Here is a 15,945-nt window from a genome sequence, read left to right on the forward strand (position 1 = left end):
AGGGATTTGAACCACGGTCGGACGTGCTCGCTCGTTTCGCTCGTTTCGCTCGCTGTGCGCGACCTCCCTGATTCAAACCCCTTCGTTCGCGTTTCTCGCGTCACGACCGCTCGCGTCGCTACGCGCCGCTCGCGGGGGTTGTGACGCGAGAAACGCCAGGACAGGGATTTGAACCCTGAATCCCGAAAGGGAACACGCTTTCCAGGCGTGCGCCTTACCGTTCGGCCATCCTGGCTCACTCGAGCATAGCCGGGTGGGTCGTTTAACTGTTACGTAAGGAGACGACGGGCGTCACTTCCGTTTCTCGTCCACGCCGTCGTCACTGACCCGTCCCGCCGCCCACCGCGCCACCCGGGGCTCGAGTCGGTACGCCGCTGCCGCAGTCCCGACGCCGACCGCCAGCGCAACCAGTCCCGCTCGAGGCAGCGACACCAGCGGCTCGACGGCGAGGGCGTACCCCTGGACGAGCACGAGGAACGTCATCGTGCCGACGGCACCCCAGAGGACGGCGGATTTCAGGTGAGCGTCCACGTTTACGGTTTCGACCACGCCTCGACTACTCGAGGCTGGCGATCGCTTCGATCTCGATTCCGACGCCCTTCGGCAGGTTCGCGACCTCGAAGGCGCTTCGGGCCGGCGGCTCGTCGTCGAAGTAGCTCGCGTAGACCTCGTTCATCGCCTCGAACTCCTCGATGTCGTCCAGGAGGACGGTCATTTTGAGCACATCGCCCATGGCCGCGCCCGCTTCCTCGAGGACGGCCTCGACGTTGTCGAGGGCCTGCTCGGTCTGGACGTCGATCGGCTCGTCGTCGAGCAATTCGCCGTCGGGCGTGAGCGGGATCTGGCCTGCAGTGAAGACGATCGAGTCGTCGGTCGTTCCCTGGCTGTAGGCGCCGACGGCCGCCGGCGCGTCGTCCGTGCTGATGATGCGCTTCATGTCCGACGCAACTCGACAGGGTGACTTAAAAACCGGCGAAACGTCCGGGCGGAGCTCGCGAACGAGGCCGACAGTATAAGCCGCCCGCGACCCGATGGCTCACTGATGGGGCCCTCGAGGTGGCGTCGCGGAGCTGCTGGCTCGCGATTACAATCCCGAGCACGCTGGCTCCTCGTCGTCGCGTTCGCGGCCGTCGTGCTCGCCGTCGTCGCCCTCGTCGGCTGCTGGCGCGTCGCTCGAGCGCATTTCGTCGCCGACCGGCCGTTCTCTCCGCTGTTCGGCGGCCGCTACGTCGGCCCCGACTGGGCGGCTCGGAACGGACTCGAGGCCGACCAGGTCGCGGGCGAACTCGAGGACTTCGACGTTTACGAGCGTCCAGGAACTGATCTCGAGTCCGGCCCGGTCGACGCGTTCGACCCCGACGATGTTCACCCCGCGGTTCGCCGCTTCTACGAACGGACGAGCGATTACGACCTCACCTACGAAACACGCTGGCACCGCGGCTTTCGCCTCGGCGCGTGGCTCGCCTCGTTCGCGACCACTCGCCTCGAGCAGCTCAACCTTCCCGGACGGAGCGACGGGCGGACGCGTCGCCTCGAGAGTCGACTGGCACGGGTTCCGACGTCGGCGGACCCCCGCGGCGCTCGCGTCTGGACGCGAACCGATCCAGATTCCGGCGAGGCGGTGTTCGTCGCGGTCTACGCGACCCACGAGCGAGCGGGCGTCACGTACGCGAACGTCGCCGTTCCTTTGCCGGCGAGCAACCTCTCGACGGTGCTTCGGCCGGAGCAGTGCTCGCTCGAGTCAGGTGCAAACGGAGTGACCTTCACCACGCGGGGCCCGGGCGACGGTGGCCTCTTTCTGGCGACGCCGCTGGGGGCGATTCGTCTGCCGATGGAGCAACGATTTCGCGTTTGCCCGGCAGCGGGCGATGGCCAGGGCCGGCTGGACGCCAGCCACGAGATGTGGCTCTTCGGTCGACAGTTTCTGACGATAGAATACGTGATCGAGGCGCGAGAGCGCGACTCGCGATAGCGCCTCGGGGCGCTACTCGTCGATCTCGAGTTCGAACTGCTCGTTCTCGGAGACGGCGTTGAGGACGACGCTCGTGTTCGACTCCTTGATGTCGGGATCGGTGAGGAGGGCCTTGATCTGGTCGTTCATCCCGTCGGTGTCAGTGAACTTGCCGACGGCGATGACGTCGTAGTCGCCGGTGACCTCGTAGACGGAGATCATCTGCTTGTGCTCCTCGAGCGTCTCGGTGATGTCGGGGAGGGCGTTCCCCTCGACTTTCAACTGGATGATGGCCGTGACGTCGTAGTCGAGGGCGTCGTAGTCAATCTTCGGGGTGTAGCCGTGAATCACGCCGTCGTCCTCGAGCGCAGAGAGGTGGTTCGAGACGGTGGTCACGGAGACGTCGAGGTCCTCGGCGAGGCTGCGGAGGCTCGCCCGTCCGTCGCCCAGAAGTGCATTCACTAGCTTTGCGTCGAGATTTTCGTACGTCATCACGTTCACCAACTCACCCCGCCCATTAGAACTTTACGAATAACCAATTTCGATCGAGAGACGGGGTATTTGCTCACAACAGCAGGATTTTAGTAGTGGACCTCGTTGGGGAGAACGACGAGAAGATGACAAGCGGAAACATTACCCCGACCGAACAGGCGGTGCTGGACGAAATCGAGGAGAAAGGCGTCGATTTCCTCCGGCTCCAGTTCACCGACATCCTCGGCGTCGTCAAAAACGTCGCCGTCCCGGCCCGCCAGGCCGAGAAGGCGTTCACCGAGGGAATCTACTTCGACGGCTCCTCGATCGAAGGCTTCGTGCGGATCCAGGAGTCGGACATGCGCCTCGTGCCCGACCCGGACACGTTCGCCATCCTCCCGTGGAGACAGAGCGGCGAGAGCGCCTCGGCGCGGATGATCTGTGACGTCTACAACACCTCCACCGGCGAGCCCTTCGAGGGCGACCCGCGCTACATTCTGAAGCAGGCGATCGACCGCGCCCAGGACCTCGGCTACTCGATCAACGCCGCACCCGAACCCGAGTTCTTCCTGTTCGAGGAGGACGAGGAAGGCGGCGCGACGACCGAGACGAACGACGCTGGCGGTTACTTCGACCTCGCGCCAAAGGACCTCGCGAGCGACGTCCGTCGGGACATCATCTACGGCCTCGAGAGCATGGGCTTCGAGGTCGAGGCGAGCCACCACGAGGTCGCCGAGGGCCAACACGAGATCAACTTCGAGTACGACGACGCGCTCACTACGGCCGACAACGTCGGCACCTTCCGAACGGTCGTGCGCGCCATCGCGGCCCAGCACGGCTACCACGCGACGTTCATGCCGAAGCCGATCCCGCGGATCAACGGCTCCGGGATGCACACCCACATCTCGCTGTTCACCGAGGACGGCGAGAACGCGTTCCACGACGGCGACGACGAGTTCAACCTCTCGAGTACGGCGAAGTCGTTCCTCGCGGGCGTCCTCGAGCACGCCCCGGCGATCACGGCCATCGCGAACCCGATCGTCAACAGCTACAAGCGGCTGGTGCCCGGCTACGAGGCGCCCGTTTACGTGGCCTGGTCCGACCGCAACCGTTCGGCGCTCATCCGCAAGCCGGCCGCTCGCGTGCCGGCGGCCTCTCGCATCGAACTGCGTTCGCCCGACCCCTCGTGCAACCCCTACCTTGCGCTGGCGGTCATGATCCACGCGGGTCTCGACGGTATCGAGAAGGACCTCGAGGCAGACGACCCCGTCCGGGAGAACATCTACGAGTTCGACGAGGAGAAACGCGAGGAGTACGGCATCGAGACGCTCCCGGAAAACCTCGGCGAGGCGGTCGACGCCCTCGAGGACGACGAAGTCATCTACGACGCCCTCGGCGACCACGTCGGGCCGAAGTTCGTTAAGGCGAAGCGCCAGGAGTATGAGGAGTACCTGGTGGACGTCTCCGAGTGGGAACTCGATCGGTACCTCGAGACGTTCTAGCGCTTCACTGGATCAATGCCCGCATCGCTCGCTGTTTTCGTTCTTCTTCGTGCTGTCGGATAGTGCCGACGAGAGGAGCGTCCGGTCGTCCAATCGGTTGCTCCTCGAGCCCTCGACCCCGCTCAGGAGCGCCACTCCGAGACCCGGTTGCGGAGCCGTCCTGGAAGACCGAGCGCGGAGATGCCGGCGCCGAACAGCACCATCAGCACGTAGACGCCCAGCGTCGACGTCCAGACGACGAGCATCGCCAGGACGGCCCACGGGCCGTCGAGGAAGTAGAACGCGCCCAGTGTCATCGCGGTGCCGTACAACAAGACGAGGTAGGGCCCCCAGCCGTGGGCGTGACCTCGGCGAACGCGGCGACGGACGTACTGCTTGAGGTCGGACTCGAGGGACTGCCGCCGGACGGTTCGATCCTCGACGGAGGTCTCGAAGGACTCCAGCCGATCCTCGAGCTGTCGGAGTTCCTCGCGAAGGGCGGCGGGATCGTCCGCTCGGTCGCGGGTCCTGGATTCCCCGCGCTCTCGTGAGCGTGATCGTGATTGCGACTCGCTCGCCCCCCGTGCTGGCCCGTCTCGCTCGTCGGCTCCAGTGGCGTCCTCGGACATCGCTTCTGTGGATACCTGTCGTGGCCCGTGACTTTGTAGCTGCCGATCCACGTCAATTCCGGCGAGGACGGCGTTGACCACGACGCCGAAGACGACGATCGCGGCGCCGACGTAGAGCCAGATGAGCACGAGCAAGACGGCGCCGAGGACGCCGTAGACGCTGTACCCGCCCACGAACGCGGTGTAGAGCGAGAACACCTGTCCGAGCGCGAACCAGCCGACCGTGGCGATGATCGCCCCCGGTGCGGCCTCCTTGAGGCTCACCGGGACGTCCGGAAAGACGACGTACATCGGGAAGAACGCGGCGAGGAGGCTGATCAGGACGAACACCGGGCCGAGGGGGCCGACGGAGAACCCGGGAACGAACTCGACGGCGACCTCGAGGACGGTGACCGCGCTGAAGCCGAGCGTGGCAGCCAGCAGGACGATCATCGAGTCCCAGAGGGTGTTCAGTAGCGAGGACGATCGCACAGTGCCGTAGACGGCCGAGAACATCTGGTCGAGGCCGTGAAGGACACGACTAGCGCCCCAGATGAGGCCGACGGCACCGATGGCCGTCGCCCCCTGTCGGCCCGTTTCGTCCAGGAGCGTCTCTGCGAGGATTTGCCGGGCGGTGGGGGTCAGTACGTCTTCGGAGATTTCGGCCACCCGGGTCGCCAGCGGCTCGCCGCCGATGGACGCTGCCACGCCGAGGGATAGCAGCGATAGCGGCACGAGGGAGAGGAAGGCGTAGAACGCGACGGCTGCCGACAGCAGCGTCAGTTGTTCCGCCCGTGCGAGCGAGAGGATGCGATAGGTGAGCTGAATCGTGCGGCGACGGTCGATCACGGGTGGGTCTTCCTCGGCGAGGGTAATAGCCCTGCGGACGAGTGTGTCCCGCGACACGTCGCGCTGTTGGGCTGTCGAATCACCTCCGTGGAGCGGTCGATTTGCGGTCGACATCCACCAGACCTATCGTCCAAACTCCAAAAGAAAGCAACATGATTCAGCGTCGGTGTCCCGACTGTGCCGTGACGATGGAGGAGACGACGGTCCGGACCGGCAGCGGCTACGGGCTCCGGATCGACGGCGGCAAGCACGACGGCGTGCTCGGTAAACTTGGCCTCGAGTCGACGACGAAACTCGAGGCGGTGTGCTGTCCGGAGTGTGGTCTCGTTCGGCTGTACGCGGCCACGGATGCAGATGGAGACGCGGACGCGAATGGGGACGCAGACGGGAATCTCGAGGCCTGACGCTCACTCCAGACTCGCCCTCGTCGCCTCGAGAATCTCGCCCACGTGGGCGTCCGTCTTGAACGTCGTTCCGCCGTAGTGGGTCTTCGAGGTCGCGTACCCCGCCGACTCGAGATCGGCCAGGAAGTCGGCCATCGCGTTAGCGGGTAGCCCCCAGTTCTTGCAGAGCTTGTGCTGGTCGTAGTAAGTCGGTTCGTCGAGTTCGGTCGTGAGCGTCTCCAGGAGCGCCCGTCCCGTCTCGGCGGTCCCGAACTCGTCCGGGATTCGGTCGCGAACGTCGGCGACGAACTCACGATCGCGAACCGGACCGAGCCAGAGCGGGCCGGCCGCTAGCAGTCGGGAGCCGTCGCAGTTGGGGCACGTGCGAAGCGGGAGATCCGCATCGGGCGCTAGCCCGAACGCGTCCTCGCGGTACAGGCAGTCCTCGCAGTGGATCAGGAAACCCAGTTCCTCGAGGCTGGCATCCGCTGCGGTCGGCTTCCGGTCGAGTTCGAGGAACGTGCGGACGTAGTGGCTGGTCGCGTGCGTGAGGATCGGGGTGACGCCGACGTCGAACCGGGCGGCACTCCGGGTGAGCCCCGAGAGCAGGGTCCGGACGCCCATTTCGGTGTGGTACTCCGTATTTCGAGGGACGGCGCCGTAGGAGCGAATCCCGCTTCTGAAGTGTGCGCCACACAGCGGCGCGGTGTCGGTCGCAGTGACGCAGACGAGGTGGCGACACCGGGCGAACGCCGCGTCGGCAAACGGCATCGGCGTGCCGTATGGATCGAGGTCGATCACGTCGAAGACGGCGTCGTGCATCAGGGCGGTGACGTTCCGGTGGACGACCTCGGCGTCGACCCCGAGTTCGAAGCCGGCGCGCTCGAGGTTCTCGCTGGCGAGGTCCACGGCGTCCGGCTCGCGGTCACAGCAGGTGACGTCCCAGCCGTCGACCGCCGCCCGGAGGCCGCGGACGCCGCTGGCAGTCATGGCGTCCAGGTAGCGCCGTGCTCGTGGCTGGCGTTCGCGGAACGCTCGCAGCGTCGCTATCGTCAGGTCCCGATTCAGCTCCTGGCGGGGGTTGTAGAACACCGACTCCTCGACACCTTCGGTCTGTTCGCCGGGAACCTCGAACTCGACGCCACCCTCCGTCACGCGCATACCCGTTCTCGACGGTGGGGGGCGAAAAACGGTGTGATTTCCACGTTCCCGCCCGGACACCCAAACCGATATGACGGTCCGACAGAGAGTACCCGACGTGCCCGAGTCGAACGCCGATCCCGTCGAGCGCTGGCAGGCCGACCTCGAGGAGGCCGGCGAACTCTCCCCCTCGATCGTCGAGCGCATCTCCCGCCTGCACGGCGACCGCGGGGTGCGGGCCATCGAGGCCGTCGCGGAGGGGCGGGTCAAGGTCTACCGGGATTTCACCGTCGTCGTGGGTTACGAGGACGAGTACGTCGTCGAGGACGGCGGCTGTACCTGCAAGGACAGCGAGTTTAACCTCGATCCCGAGGATCCCACGGCGCTGTGCTGGCACGTTCTGGCCGTCTCGATCGGCCGTCGCGTCGGCCACGTCGACTACCACGACATGTGGTACTCCGACGTGCGCGAGTTTCTCTGAATTAGTCCCCCTCGTCGGGCGGCGTCACCGCAATCGTGTGCTCGATCAGCGACTCGTAGCCCCGCCGCAGTCGATTCGAGAGCGCCTGTGGCGTGATGTCCATCTCGCTGGCGACGTCCTCGAGCGTGACCTCCGGCGAGGAGAAGTACCCGCGTTTCCACGCCGTCAACAGCGCCTCGTGTTGCTTGGCCGTGACGCCGAATTTCGTCCTGGACTGAGGATTGGCCCGATCGTACAGCCGCGTGAGTTCGAACGGGATCTCCTGGTCCTCACAGTAGGTGCTGAACTGCGAGAGGGCGTCGCCGTCGGGAAACCGCATTCGAAGCTCCCAGCGCTCGTGCTGGGCCGAGGCCTCGAGAATCGTCGCGTCCGCCGACGTGTACGCGTAGACGATTGCGTCGACGTCCTGGATCAGGTCGGCTCGATACAGAGTCGTTTCCTGGAACCGATCGATTCGCGTGAGTCCCTGGACTGACGGATCGTCCGCGGCGGCGGATTCGAAGGCGCCAAGATCGACGCCGCTGACCCTGAAGTACGGCGTAATGAGTTCCTCGGTGGCGGCGACGCGCTCGATTTCGACGACGGCGTCCGCCTCGGTCTCGAGCGTTTCGTGGAGGGCAAACGCCTCGGTCGGCACGTAAAACTCCGCGAATAGCGCCATCGTCGTCGGTCATGGGACGAGCGGCGGCAAAAAACCCTGGCCTACCTGGACGGTTCCGTGGACAACAGCGGAGACGGTTCCGTGGACAACAGCGGAGACGGCTCCATGGACAACTGCGAGGGACAGCCTCGTCGTAACCGTGGGGGAACTCGTCGACTCCGACTCAGGCGTCCAGGACCTGTCGAAGCACGTCGGGCGCGTCCTGGAGCGCCTCGTCGAGCGCATCGACGTTCGGCCCGCCACCCTGGGCGAAGTCGGCCGGGCCGCCGCCGCCACCGCCGACTCGCGAGGCGAGTTCGCCGACGACCTCGCCGGCGTTGACGTCGGCTCCGTCGGGGACCGCGACGACGAACTGCGCGCCGCTCTCGCCGGAACCTATCACGGCGATCTTCCCCTCGTCCGCGAGGGCGTTGGCCGTCGCCCGAAGTTCGTCCATGTCGGCGTCGATTCGCTGGACGACGGCGGTCGTCTCGCCGACCTCGACCTCCTCGCCGCCGCCACCGCCGCTGGCGCGGGCGGTTGCGAGCTGTTCTTTCAGGGCCTCGATCTCCTTGCCGCGAGCCTTCCACTCCTCGAAGAAGCGCTCGGCGGTCTCCGGGACGTTCTCGGGGGAGACGTCGAGGGCCTCGGCGGCCCCGTAGAGGGCGTCCTCGGTGCGCTGGGTGGACTCGATAGCCGCGTCGCCGGCGGCGAAGACGAGTCGCTCGACGCCGTCCTGGACGCGCTCGGTGGTCAGGATCTTGATCACGCCGATGTCGCCGGTACGGGCGACGTGCGTACCGCCGCAGGCCTGGACGTCCTCGGCGACGTGGATGAGTCGGATGTTCGTTCCCGGCGGAATCCCGCCCTGATAGAGGTCGAAGCCGTGTTCGGCCTCGGCCTCGTGTCGGTGGGGCCACTCCTGGTCGACGGCGACGTTGTCCATCACCATTCCGTTGGCGACGCGTTCGATGCGCCTGACGGCCTCCCGGGAGATTCGGTTGTAGTGACGGATGTCGACCCGCGAGGACTCGACGCCCTTCTGAGCGCCCGCCTGGCGGACGTGCTCGCCGAGCACCTGCCGGGCGGCGTGCATGACGATGTGGGTCGCCGTGTGGTGGCGCATCAACTGTCGTCGCCGGGGGGCGTCGAGCTGTCCCTTGACGAACTCGCCTTTCCCCGGATCCTCGTCGGTCCGGTGGGTGACGACGCCGTCCTCGATCTGGACATCGAGCACGTCGACGGTCTTCTCCTCGCTCGAGAGCGTGCCCCGATCGGCTGGCTGGCCACCACCCTCGGGGTAGAACATCGTCTGGTCGAGCACGACGTCGTAGCCCTCCTCGCGGTCGAACACGTCGAGGACGACCGCCTCGAACTGGGTTCGCTGCTGGTCGTCGTAATACAGTTTCTCGGTCTCGGGGAGGTCGGCGAACCGCTCGTCGCCCTCCTCGGTGGCTTCCTCGACCGTTGTCGTGTCGTGGCGGTCGGCGACGAGACTGTAGAAGTCGTCAGGGACGGCCACGTCGGCGCCGGCGTCGGCGGCGATCTCCTCGACCATGTCGGGCTGGATGCCGTGGCTGTCGTAGAGTTCGATCAGTTCCTCGAGGGGGATCGACTCGCCTTTCTTCGCGTACTCCGCAGCGAGGGCTTCGACCCGTCGGCCGCCGCGCTCGAGCGTCTCGCGGTACTTCTCGACCTCGGTGCGGACGATGTCCCGGACGGTGTCGCGGTTCTCGTACCCGAGGCGCTCGGCCTGCATGTCGACGAGTTCGTCGAGGGGGGCGTCGACACCGACCGTGTCGCACAGCCGCTTCGTTCGGCGGAGCACCATCCGCGCGAGGTAACCTGTGCCGACGTTCGAGGGGACGATGCCGTCGCCGAACATGTACGCGAGGGTCCGGCAGTGGTCGGCGATGGCGTAGATTCGTTCGAGGGGCTCGACGAGGTCGCGGAGACCGCTGACGTCGACGCCGAGTTCGTCCGCGATGTCCCCGCGGGCGGCCTCGACGTCGTCCACGTCGTCGATGTCGAGCTGGCCCGAGAGCCGCGCTGCCCGGGCGACGAGGTCGGCTTCTTCGTCGGTGTACTCCAGCCCCGCGTTGTCTTTGAGGAAGTCGATCATCTCGGGATAGATCGCCTCGTAGACCGTCGCCGTCCCCTGGCTCATCCAGGTCCAGCGCTCGAGGCCGTAGCCCGTGTCGACGATGTAGGTGTCCATGAACGAGTAGGTGTTCCCGTCCTTGAGTTCGTACTCGCCGTCGGGGTCCTGTTCCATACACATGAAGACCAGCGTGGCCAGCTCGAGGCCCTTGTAGATGACCTCGATGGCGGGCCCGGCGTTGCCGCCGCCGACCCACGGATCCTCGATGTAGGTGACGTCGGTGATGTCTGCGCCCAGGGAGTCGAGCAGTTCGTCACAGAGTTCGACGGTGCGGTCCTTCCAGTAGACCTCGCCCTCGTAGGCGTACTCTTCCTCGGCGTCCTCGCGGACGTTGAACGCGTGGTGGGCCATCATCTCGAAGGCCATCGTGTGCCGGCCCGTCTTGCCCACGTTGTCGATGTCCTGCATCCGGATGCAGGGCTGACTGACGGTCAGCGGGTTCGCCGGCGGCGGCGTCTTCCCCGACGTAACTAGCGGCTGGAAGTCGTAGATCGAGGCCTGGGTCAACAGGACGTCGTCGCGCCAGCGGTTGGCCGCCACCGGGTACGGATCGATGCGCTCGTGGTCGTGGTCCTCGAAGAACGAGAGGAACGCCTCGCGCATCTCCTCGAGGGTGTACTCCTCGGCGAACCCCGGTTCGTCGATGAAATCGTACTGCTCACAGGGCGGTTCCCCGCAGGTCTCGCGGTCGTGATCGCGCGTCCAGAAATGTGCCCCACAGGAGGGGCACTCCTTGCGCTCGAACCCCTCCTCCTCGAAATACTCGAGTCGGTACTCCTCCTCCAGTTCACTCATTCGTACCTCGTACTGGCCCTGCAGGCGGTAAAACAGTTGCGCAACGGGTGTCACGGCTCATTCTCTGGGCGCCTGGAACGCCCATCTGTCCGACCCGCGTGTCGCTCGAATCGGCTATTGCGTGACGAATAGATCACGAAATAAATAAGTACTCTCAGTTGCACTTTCCGTTATAATGTTAGCGATCAAATATGTGTCTCGACTCGGACGACGTCCGTCTCGAGGCCGCGACGGGCCGACCCTCCCCCGTCCGTCGACGACGGTCGCGGCCATGGCTGTAGCTACGGTCGCAGTCTCAACCACGGCTACGGCTGCAATAGTAAACGAGGTCGAACGTCGACGATGACGACGCGACGGTCCCTGCTGCGGAAAATCGGCTTGACCGGTATCGGCACAGCTACTGGTATCGCCCTCCTCCCGACACCCCCGCACTCGACCACACTTCACGGCACGGTCGAGGGCACCGAACCGCCCACGGCTGCCGTTGACTGGATCGGCACGGAAATCACCACCGAAGACGAGACGCCCGTCTGCCGCTATCACTACGCACCGACGCGCGACGGGTTCGTCCCTACGGCGCCGTTCAACGTCGTGCTGATACCCGCTGCGGACGGCGAGGCGGGCCTCGAGCGCGTCATGACCGTCCTGGACGAGGAGGGATGGGTCCGAAATCCGGTGGAATACACGCGATTCGCGTGGAATCGAACGACCGACTCGTACGTCCGCCAGCAGGCGACTGCCGCCCAGACCTACTGGGGGGCCAGCGGTCGGCGCCACGTCCGGTGCTGGTCGTTCGAGGACGTCGTCTCGATGCAGGCCCACGAGGACACCGGCGCTCGCCCGAAACACGGCATCGCCTCCTACCGGCGGGGGCGGGAGACCATCGAGGCAATCTTCGACGCCGCCGGCTGGCGGGTCTCCCCCGGAGCGATCGATCTGACCAACGAGTCCGGCCCGGATCACGACGGACGCGCGACGCTCATCCTGGAGGACCCGTGAGCACCGACGTCCCTTCCCTCCCCGAGCGAGCGACGCCTGGCCTCGTCCTCGAGCTCCTGGACCACCCCTGGCTCGGCCTCGAGCGCCGACGGACGGTCGCCGTCGGCGGCTACCTGTGTGGGCTCATCGCACTGTTCCTGATCAGCCACGTCGGCACACGCGTCACGATCGACGACGTCGTCCTCGACTCGCTGACGGTGGGATTCGACACCGTCAGAACGATCGCTATCGCGCTCGTCACCCCAACGATCCTGCTGATTCCGCTCTGTTACGCGGCCTGGAACGGCGGTCCGGCGCTATCGTTCACGCTGCCGCTCGTGCCGGTGACCATCGGCGACCTCCTCGCCGGCGGGTACGTCCTCGACCTGGACGTCGCGCTCGCGTTGACCGTCGGCGCGAGCGCGGCCGCCGTCGCGCTCGTATCCGCCGACGTTCGGCGACTCGGATCGGTTCGGGTGTGGTGCTCGAGCGAGATCGACGTCGATCGGCTTCTGTTCGTTACGGCGCTCGCAATCGTGGCGGTCGTGGGCGTCGGCCGGTTCGTCGCCGTCGCGCCGGCGTACGTGGTCGAGTGGTACGCCCCGTTCGGCGGCCTCTGGATCGTCGCTGCCGCGATCCTCGGATTCTACTGGGTACGGTGGGCGTGGTCGCTGTCGGTAGATCGCGCTCGCTCGAGCGAGTCGGTCTGACAGCGAGTGGGGTCTCGACTGATCTCACCTGGATGGATCCGAAGAATTCCGGCACTGAACAACCCACAGATATATGTTAGATATCGCCCATTCTACGGTAACTCGAGCGTCGTTTCCAGCGTTCCGCCTCACTAGCTATGACCGATACCGTCCTCTACGTAACTGCACCCGATGCCGGGCCGTCGGCCGATACGACCAGGTCCGAAGGCGTTCTCGAACTCGAACGCGAACTCGGGCGGGTGGCCCCGCGGTCGTCCGTCGAGTGCGTCGATTCGATCCAGGCTCTCGACGAGCGCGTCGTCGCTGCAGAGTGCGTCGTCTTCGAGGAGGACGCGACCGGTGATGCTCCATCGATCGAAGCCGTCGCCGCTGCCTGTACTGGAACGCCGCTCATCTATTACGGCAATCCTGACCGTGCCCCTGCTGCCGATCCTGGCCACGGTGCCGATCCCGATCACGACCCCAGCGCCAATCCCGATTACGGTCCCGACGCCGATCCGAACCACGACCTCGACGCCGACTCGCGCGCCGATTCCACGTCGATCCGCACCCTCGGGGGTATCGACGGGTTCGTTCGCCGGACCGACGGCTCGGCGATTCACCTGGCCGACGAGATCGACTGGCAGTGCGGACGGCAGCCGCGACAGACAACGGCGACCGCTACAGTGGACGAAAGTGGCGACCGTCCGAAGGTCGCTCGCCTCCACCGGATGACCACTCGACTCGTCGCGTGTCGCTCCGAGGAACGCCTCCTCGATCTCGCCATCGAGTCGGCAGAAGACATCCTCGGATTCGACGCGTCGTCGATCTCGTTAGCCGAAGAGCGAGACGGCGAGACGAAGTTGGTGATTCGCGCCGGCTCGGACAAATTCGACGACATCTCGCGAGCACACGATCTCTCGGAGGGAATCCTCGGCAAAACCTACCGGGAACAACGCTCGTTCCTGCTCCAGGACGTGGCGGATCACCCCGACGCCCGTCCGCACGAGGACGGCTACCGATCGGCGATTAGCGTCCCGATCGAGGAGTTCGGCGTCTTTCAGGCGATCTCGACAGAAGAACGCGCCTACGACGAGTCCGATCTCGAGTTCGCCGAGTTGCTCGTGACGTACGTCGCCCAGACGCTCAGTCGCCTCCGCGTTGCAGAGACGTTGCGCGAACGGCGCAAGCGCCTGACCAGGCTCCACGAGGGGACGACCAAAATCGTCGGCTCGACCGACGAGGCGGCGGTCTACGAGCGCGCGCTCGAGACGACGGAGACGGTACTCGAACTCGACATCTGCGTCTTCCTCTCGGCGGACCTCGAGACCGAGGAACTCGTCCCCGAGGCCTACTCGGACACGATGGACGAGCAATTGGCCAGGAGGGTGCCCCTCGACCACGGAATCGTCGGCGAGACCTACCAACGGGGCGAGCCGTCGGTCATCGACGAAGTCGTGATCGAGGACCCGGAGATCGAGGGCCTGGAACGATTCAAGTCGGCTATGACCGTACCCCTCGGAGAGTACGGCGTCTTCCAGGCGGTCTCCGAGCAATCACACGCCTTCGACGACGTCGATCTCGAACTGGCGGAACTCCTGTGTGCCCACGTGACCGAAGCCATCGGCAGGGCGCGGGCCGAAGCCAGCCTCGTCGAGGAACGGGATCGGCTCTCGGCGCTGTTCGACAACGTCCCCGACCCCGCCGTCCAGTACCACCTCTCGGACGGCGAACCGACGGTCCGGGCGGTCAACGATCGATTCGAGGAGGTCTTCGGGTTCGATACCGGGACCGTTCTGCACGAGGACGTCGACGACTTCATCATCCCACCGGGATACGAGGACGAAGCGCGCCGGCTCAACGAGGCGCTGTTCGCCGGCGAAACCCTGCGCGTCGTCACGCGGCGACGAACCGCGACCGACGTTCGGGACTTCCTGGTCAACGTCGTCCCGCTCACCGCCGGCGAACGAAGCGTCGAGGGGTACGCCATCTACACCGACATCACCGACCAGAAGCGCCACGAACGCGCGCTCACGGCGAAGAACGAGCGCCTGGACGAGTTCGCCAGTATCGTCAGCCACGATCTCAGGAACCCCCTCAACGTCGCCCAGGGCTACCTCGAGTTGCTCGGCGAGACCGGCGATAAGTCCCATCTCGCGGAGATTGACGATGCGCTCGATCGGATGGACGAACTCATCGAGCGCCTGCTCACTCTCTCGCGACGCGGCGACGTGATCGACGACACCGAACCCCTCGAGATCCACGCCGTCGCGACGAAGGCCTGGTCGGCAGTCGACACCGGCGGGGCGACGCTGCAACTCGGGGAGAACCAGTCGATCGAGGCTGACCGGGCACGACTCCGGGAAGCGCTCGAGAACCTGTTTCGAAATTCGGTGGAACACGGCTCGAGCGAATCCAGCGGGGAACGAAACGGCGACGCGATCGACCTGACCATCACCGTCGGAGCCCTCCAGGACGGCTTCTTCGTCGCCGACGATGGCGTCGGCATTCCGCCGGATGCGCGCCAGTCGGTGTTCGAAACGGGGTACACGACCGCCAGCAGCGGGACCGGCTTCGGGCTGAATATCGTCGACCAGATCGCTCGTGCTCACGGCTGGACCGTCGAGATTACCGACAGCGACGCGGGCGGTGCGCAGTTCGAGTTCCGAAAGGGGTCGCCCGAGGACGCTGCGTCGGAACCAGTTACTGATTCCACGGGTGATACCGACCACGGCCGTCGCTCGAACCTCGAGCCACCGGCTGACGGCAGCGACCCGTCGGCGTAGTTATCGGTAGGCGATCCCGATCGCCAGCAACGACACGAGACCCGAGCCGGCAGCCAGCAGAACCACGAGTCCGGCACCAACCTCGAGCCAGATGGCCCCCGCGAGTGGGAGGACCAACACACCACAGATCATCGCGGCTGTTCCGAGTCGCTTTCCGGTCTCGCGATCGACGTTTGGCGTCGTCAGCAGGTCTCGGCGGTCGTAGCGCCGGACTGCCCACCCTAGCCCGATACAGAGCGCGCTCGTCCCGAGGATCGCAGCGGTTCCGACGGTTCGCTCGGGTAACTCGAGGTCGATAGCGACCGCGAGTGCCAGCATCGACGCGCCGACGACGCCCATCACGAGCGCGTTCGCTCGAGCGTCCCCGTCGTTCGCGGGATCCGTCCCGTACGCGCGACGGATCCAGCTGCCGTGGCGCAGGCTCGCCAGGGCGAGGGCGAGACAGCCGACGCCGAGGAAGCCGACGATCGCAGTGCCGGGATCGACCATCGTGCTCGAGACGAGAATCGTCGTCGACAAAATCGTTTCGTGG

General features: G+C 65.8%; 15 protein-coding genes and 1 tRNA gene. 7 read left to right on the forward strand and 9 right to left on the reverse strand.

Features of this window, described 5'->3' with window-relative positions:
• Positions 1-153 precede the first annotated feature (153 nt).
• From NGM15_RS13990 to NGM15_RS14000, 3 genes are all read right to left on the reverse strand, one after another.
• Positions 154-235 (reverse strand) — tRNA-Ser (locus tag NGM15_RS13990).
• Between the two features lie 56 nt (positions 236-291).
• Positions 292-531, reverse strand: coding sequence for a DUF7981 family protein (locus NGM15_RS13995; RefSeq protein ID WP_425494482.1), 240 nt, complete (start codon positions 529-531; stop codon positions 292-294).
• A gap of 25 nt (positions 532-556) precedes the next feature.
• The gene (locus NGM15_RS14000) at positions 557-937 is read right to left on the reverse strand and encodes a Rid family detoxifying hydrolase (RefSeq protein WP_253432152.1); all 381 of its coding nucleotides are present in this window, start codon (positions 935-937) and stop codon (positions 557-559) included.
• Between the two features lie 105 nt (positions 938-1,042).
• Here NGM15_RS14000 and NGM15_RS14005 point away from each other — a divergent pair, with 105 nt between their 5' ends.
• Positions 1,043-1,972, forward strand: a complete 930-nt coding sequence (locus tag NGM15_RS14005) for a hypothetical protein (protein ID WP_253432155.1) — start codon at positions 1,043-1,045, stop codon at positions 1,970-1,972.
• 12 nt (positions 1,973-1,984) lie between these two features.
• Here the strand turns inward: NGM15_RS14005 and lrp are convergent, their stop codons facing one another.
• On the reverse strand, positions 1,985-2,443 hold the full coding sequence (gene lrp, locus NGM15_RS14010; RefSeq protein ID WP_253432158.1) for an HTH-type transcriptional regulator Lrp: 459 nt from the start codon (positions 2,441-2,443) through the stop codon (positions 1,985-1,987).
• A gap of 125 nt (positions 2,444-2,568) precedes the next feature.
• Here lrp and glnA point away from each other — a divergent pair, with 125 nt between their 5' ends.
• Positions 2,569-3,924 carry a type I glutamate--ammonia ligase gene (gene glnA, locus NGM15_RS14015; protein WP_253438112.1) on the forward strand — a complete coding sequence of 452 codons (1,356 nt, stop codon included), beginning with the start codon at positions 2,569-2,571 and terminating at the stop codon, positions 3,922-3,924.
• Between the two features lie 122 nt (positions 3,925-4,046).
• On the opposite strand, the gene NGM15_RS14020 is transcribed toward glnA, so the two are convergent.
• Complete coding sequence (locus tag NGM15_RS14020; RefSeq protein ID WP_253438115.1) at positions 4,047-5,360, reverse strand: YihY/virulence factor BrkB family protein; 1,314 nt, start codon at positions 5,358-5,360, stop codon at positions 4,047-4,049.
• A gap of 152 nt (positions 5,361-5,512) precedes the next feature.
• On the opposite strand from NGM15_RS14020, the gene NGM15_RS14025 reads away from it, so the two are divergent.
• Positions 5,513-5,764: a hypothetical protein gene (locus tag NGM15_RS14025; RefSeq protein WP_253432160.1), complete on the forward strand. Its 252-nt coding sequence runs from the start codon at positions 5,513-5,515 to the stop codon at positions 5,762-5,764.
• A 3-nt stretch (positions 5,765-5,767) separates the two neighbouring features.
• Here the strand turns inward: NGM15_RS14025 and NGM15_RS14030 are convergent, their stop codons facing one another.
• The gene (locus tag NGM15_RS14030) at positions 5,768-6,904 is read right to left on the reverse strand and encodes a tRNA (guanine(26)-N(2))-dimethyltransferase (protein WP_253432163.1); all 1,137 of its coding nucleotides are present in this window, start codon (positions 6,902-6,904) and stop codon (positions 5,768-5,770) included.
• A gap of 70 nt (positions 6,905-6,974) precedes the next feature.
• On the opposite strand from NGM15_RS14030, the gene NGM15_RS14035 reads away from it, so the two are divergent.
• A complete protein-coding gene (locus NGM15_RS14035) occupies positions 6,975-7,364 on the forward strand; it encodes a hypothetical protein (RefSeq protein WP_425494450.1) in 390 nt (129 codons plus the stop codon).
• A 1-nt stretch (position 7,365) separates the two neighbouring features.
• Here the strand turns inward: NGM15_RS14035 and NGM15_RS14040 are convergent, their stop codons facing one another.
• Positions 7,366-8,025 carry a helix-turn-helix domain-containing protein gene (locus NGM15_RS14040; RefSeq protein WP_253432168.1) on the reverse strand — a complete coding sequence of 220 codons (660 nt, stop codon included), beginning with the start codon at positions 8,023-8,025 and terminating at the stop codon, positions 7,366-7,368.
• Positions 8,026-8,188: 163 nt separating this feature from the next.
• On the reverse strand, positions 8,189-10,960 hold the full coding sequence (gene alaS / locus NGM15_RS14045) for an alanine--tRNA ligase (RefSeq protein WP_253432171.1): 2,772 nt from the start codon (positions 10,958-10,960) through the stop codon (positions 8,189-8,191).
• A gap of 342 nt (positions 10,961-11,302) precedes the next feature.
• Between alaS and NGM15_RS14050 the strand changes: the two genes are divergently transcribed.
• From NGM15_RS14050 to NGM15_RS14060, 3 genes are all read left to right on the forward strand, one after another.
• Positions 11,303-11,959 (forward strand): hypothetical protein, encoded by a 657-nt coding sequence (locus NGM15_RS14050; RefSeq protein ID WP_253432174.1) that lies wholly within the window; start codon positions 11,303-11,305, stop codon positions 11,957-11,959.
• Positions 11,956-12,648: a hypothetical protein gene (locus tag NGM15_RS14055; RefSeq protein ID WP_253432177.1), complete on the forward strand. Its 693-nt coding sequence runs from the start codon at positions 11,956-11,958 to the stop codon at positions 12,646-12,648. Before NGM15_RS14050 ends, NGM15_RS14055 begins: the two co-directional genes overlap by 4 nt.
• A gap of 137 nt (positions 12,649-12,785) precedes the next feature.
• The gene (locus NGM15_RS14060) at positions 12,786-15,413 is read left to right on the forward strand and encodes a GAF domain-containing sensor histidine kinase (protein WP_253432180.1); all 2,628 of its coding nucleotides are present in this window, start codon (positions 12,786-12,788) and stop codon (positions 15,411-15,413) included.
• Here NGM15_RS14060 and NGM15_RS14065 read toward each other — a convergent pair whose 3' ends face one another.
• Positions 15,414-15,902, reverse strand: a complete 489-nt coding sequence (locus tag NGM15_RS14065) for a hypothetical protein (RefSeq protein ID WP_253432183.1) — start codon at positions 15,900-15,902, stop codon at positions 15,414-15,416. It lies immediately after the preceding gene.
• Positions 15,903-15,945 lie beyond the last annotated feature (43 nt).

The sequence above is a fragment of the Natronosalvus halobius genome, from assembly GCF_024138145.1.
Lineage (GTDB): Archaea > Halobacteriota > Halobacteria > Halobacteriales > Natrialbaceae > Natronosalvus > Natronosalvus halobius.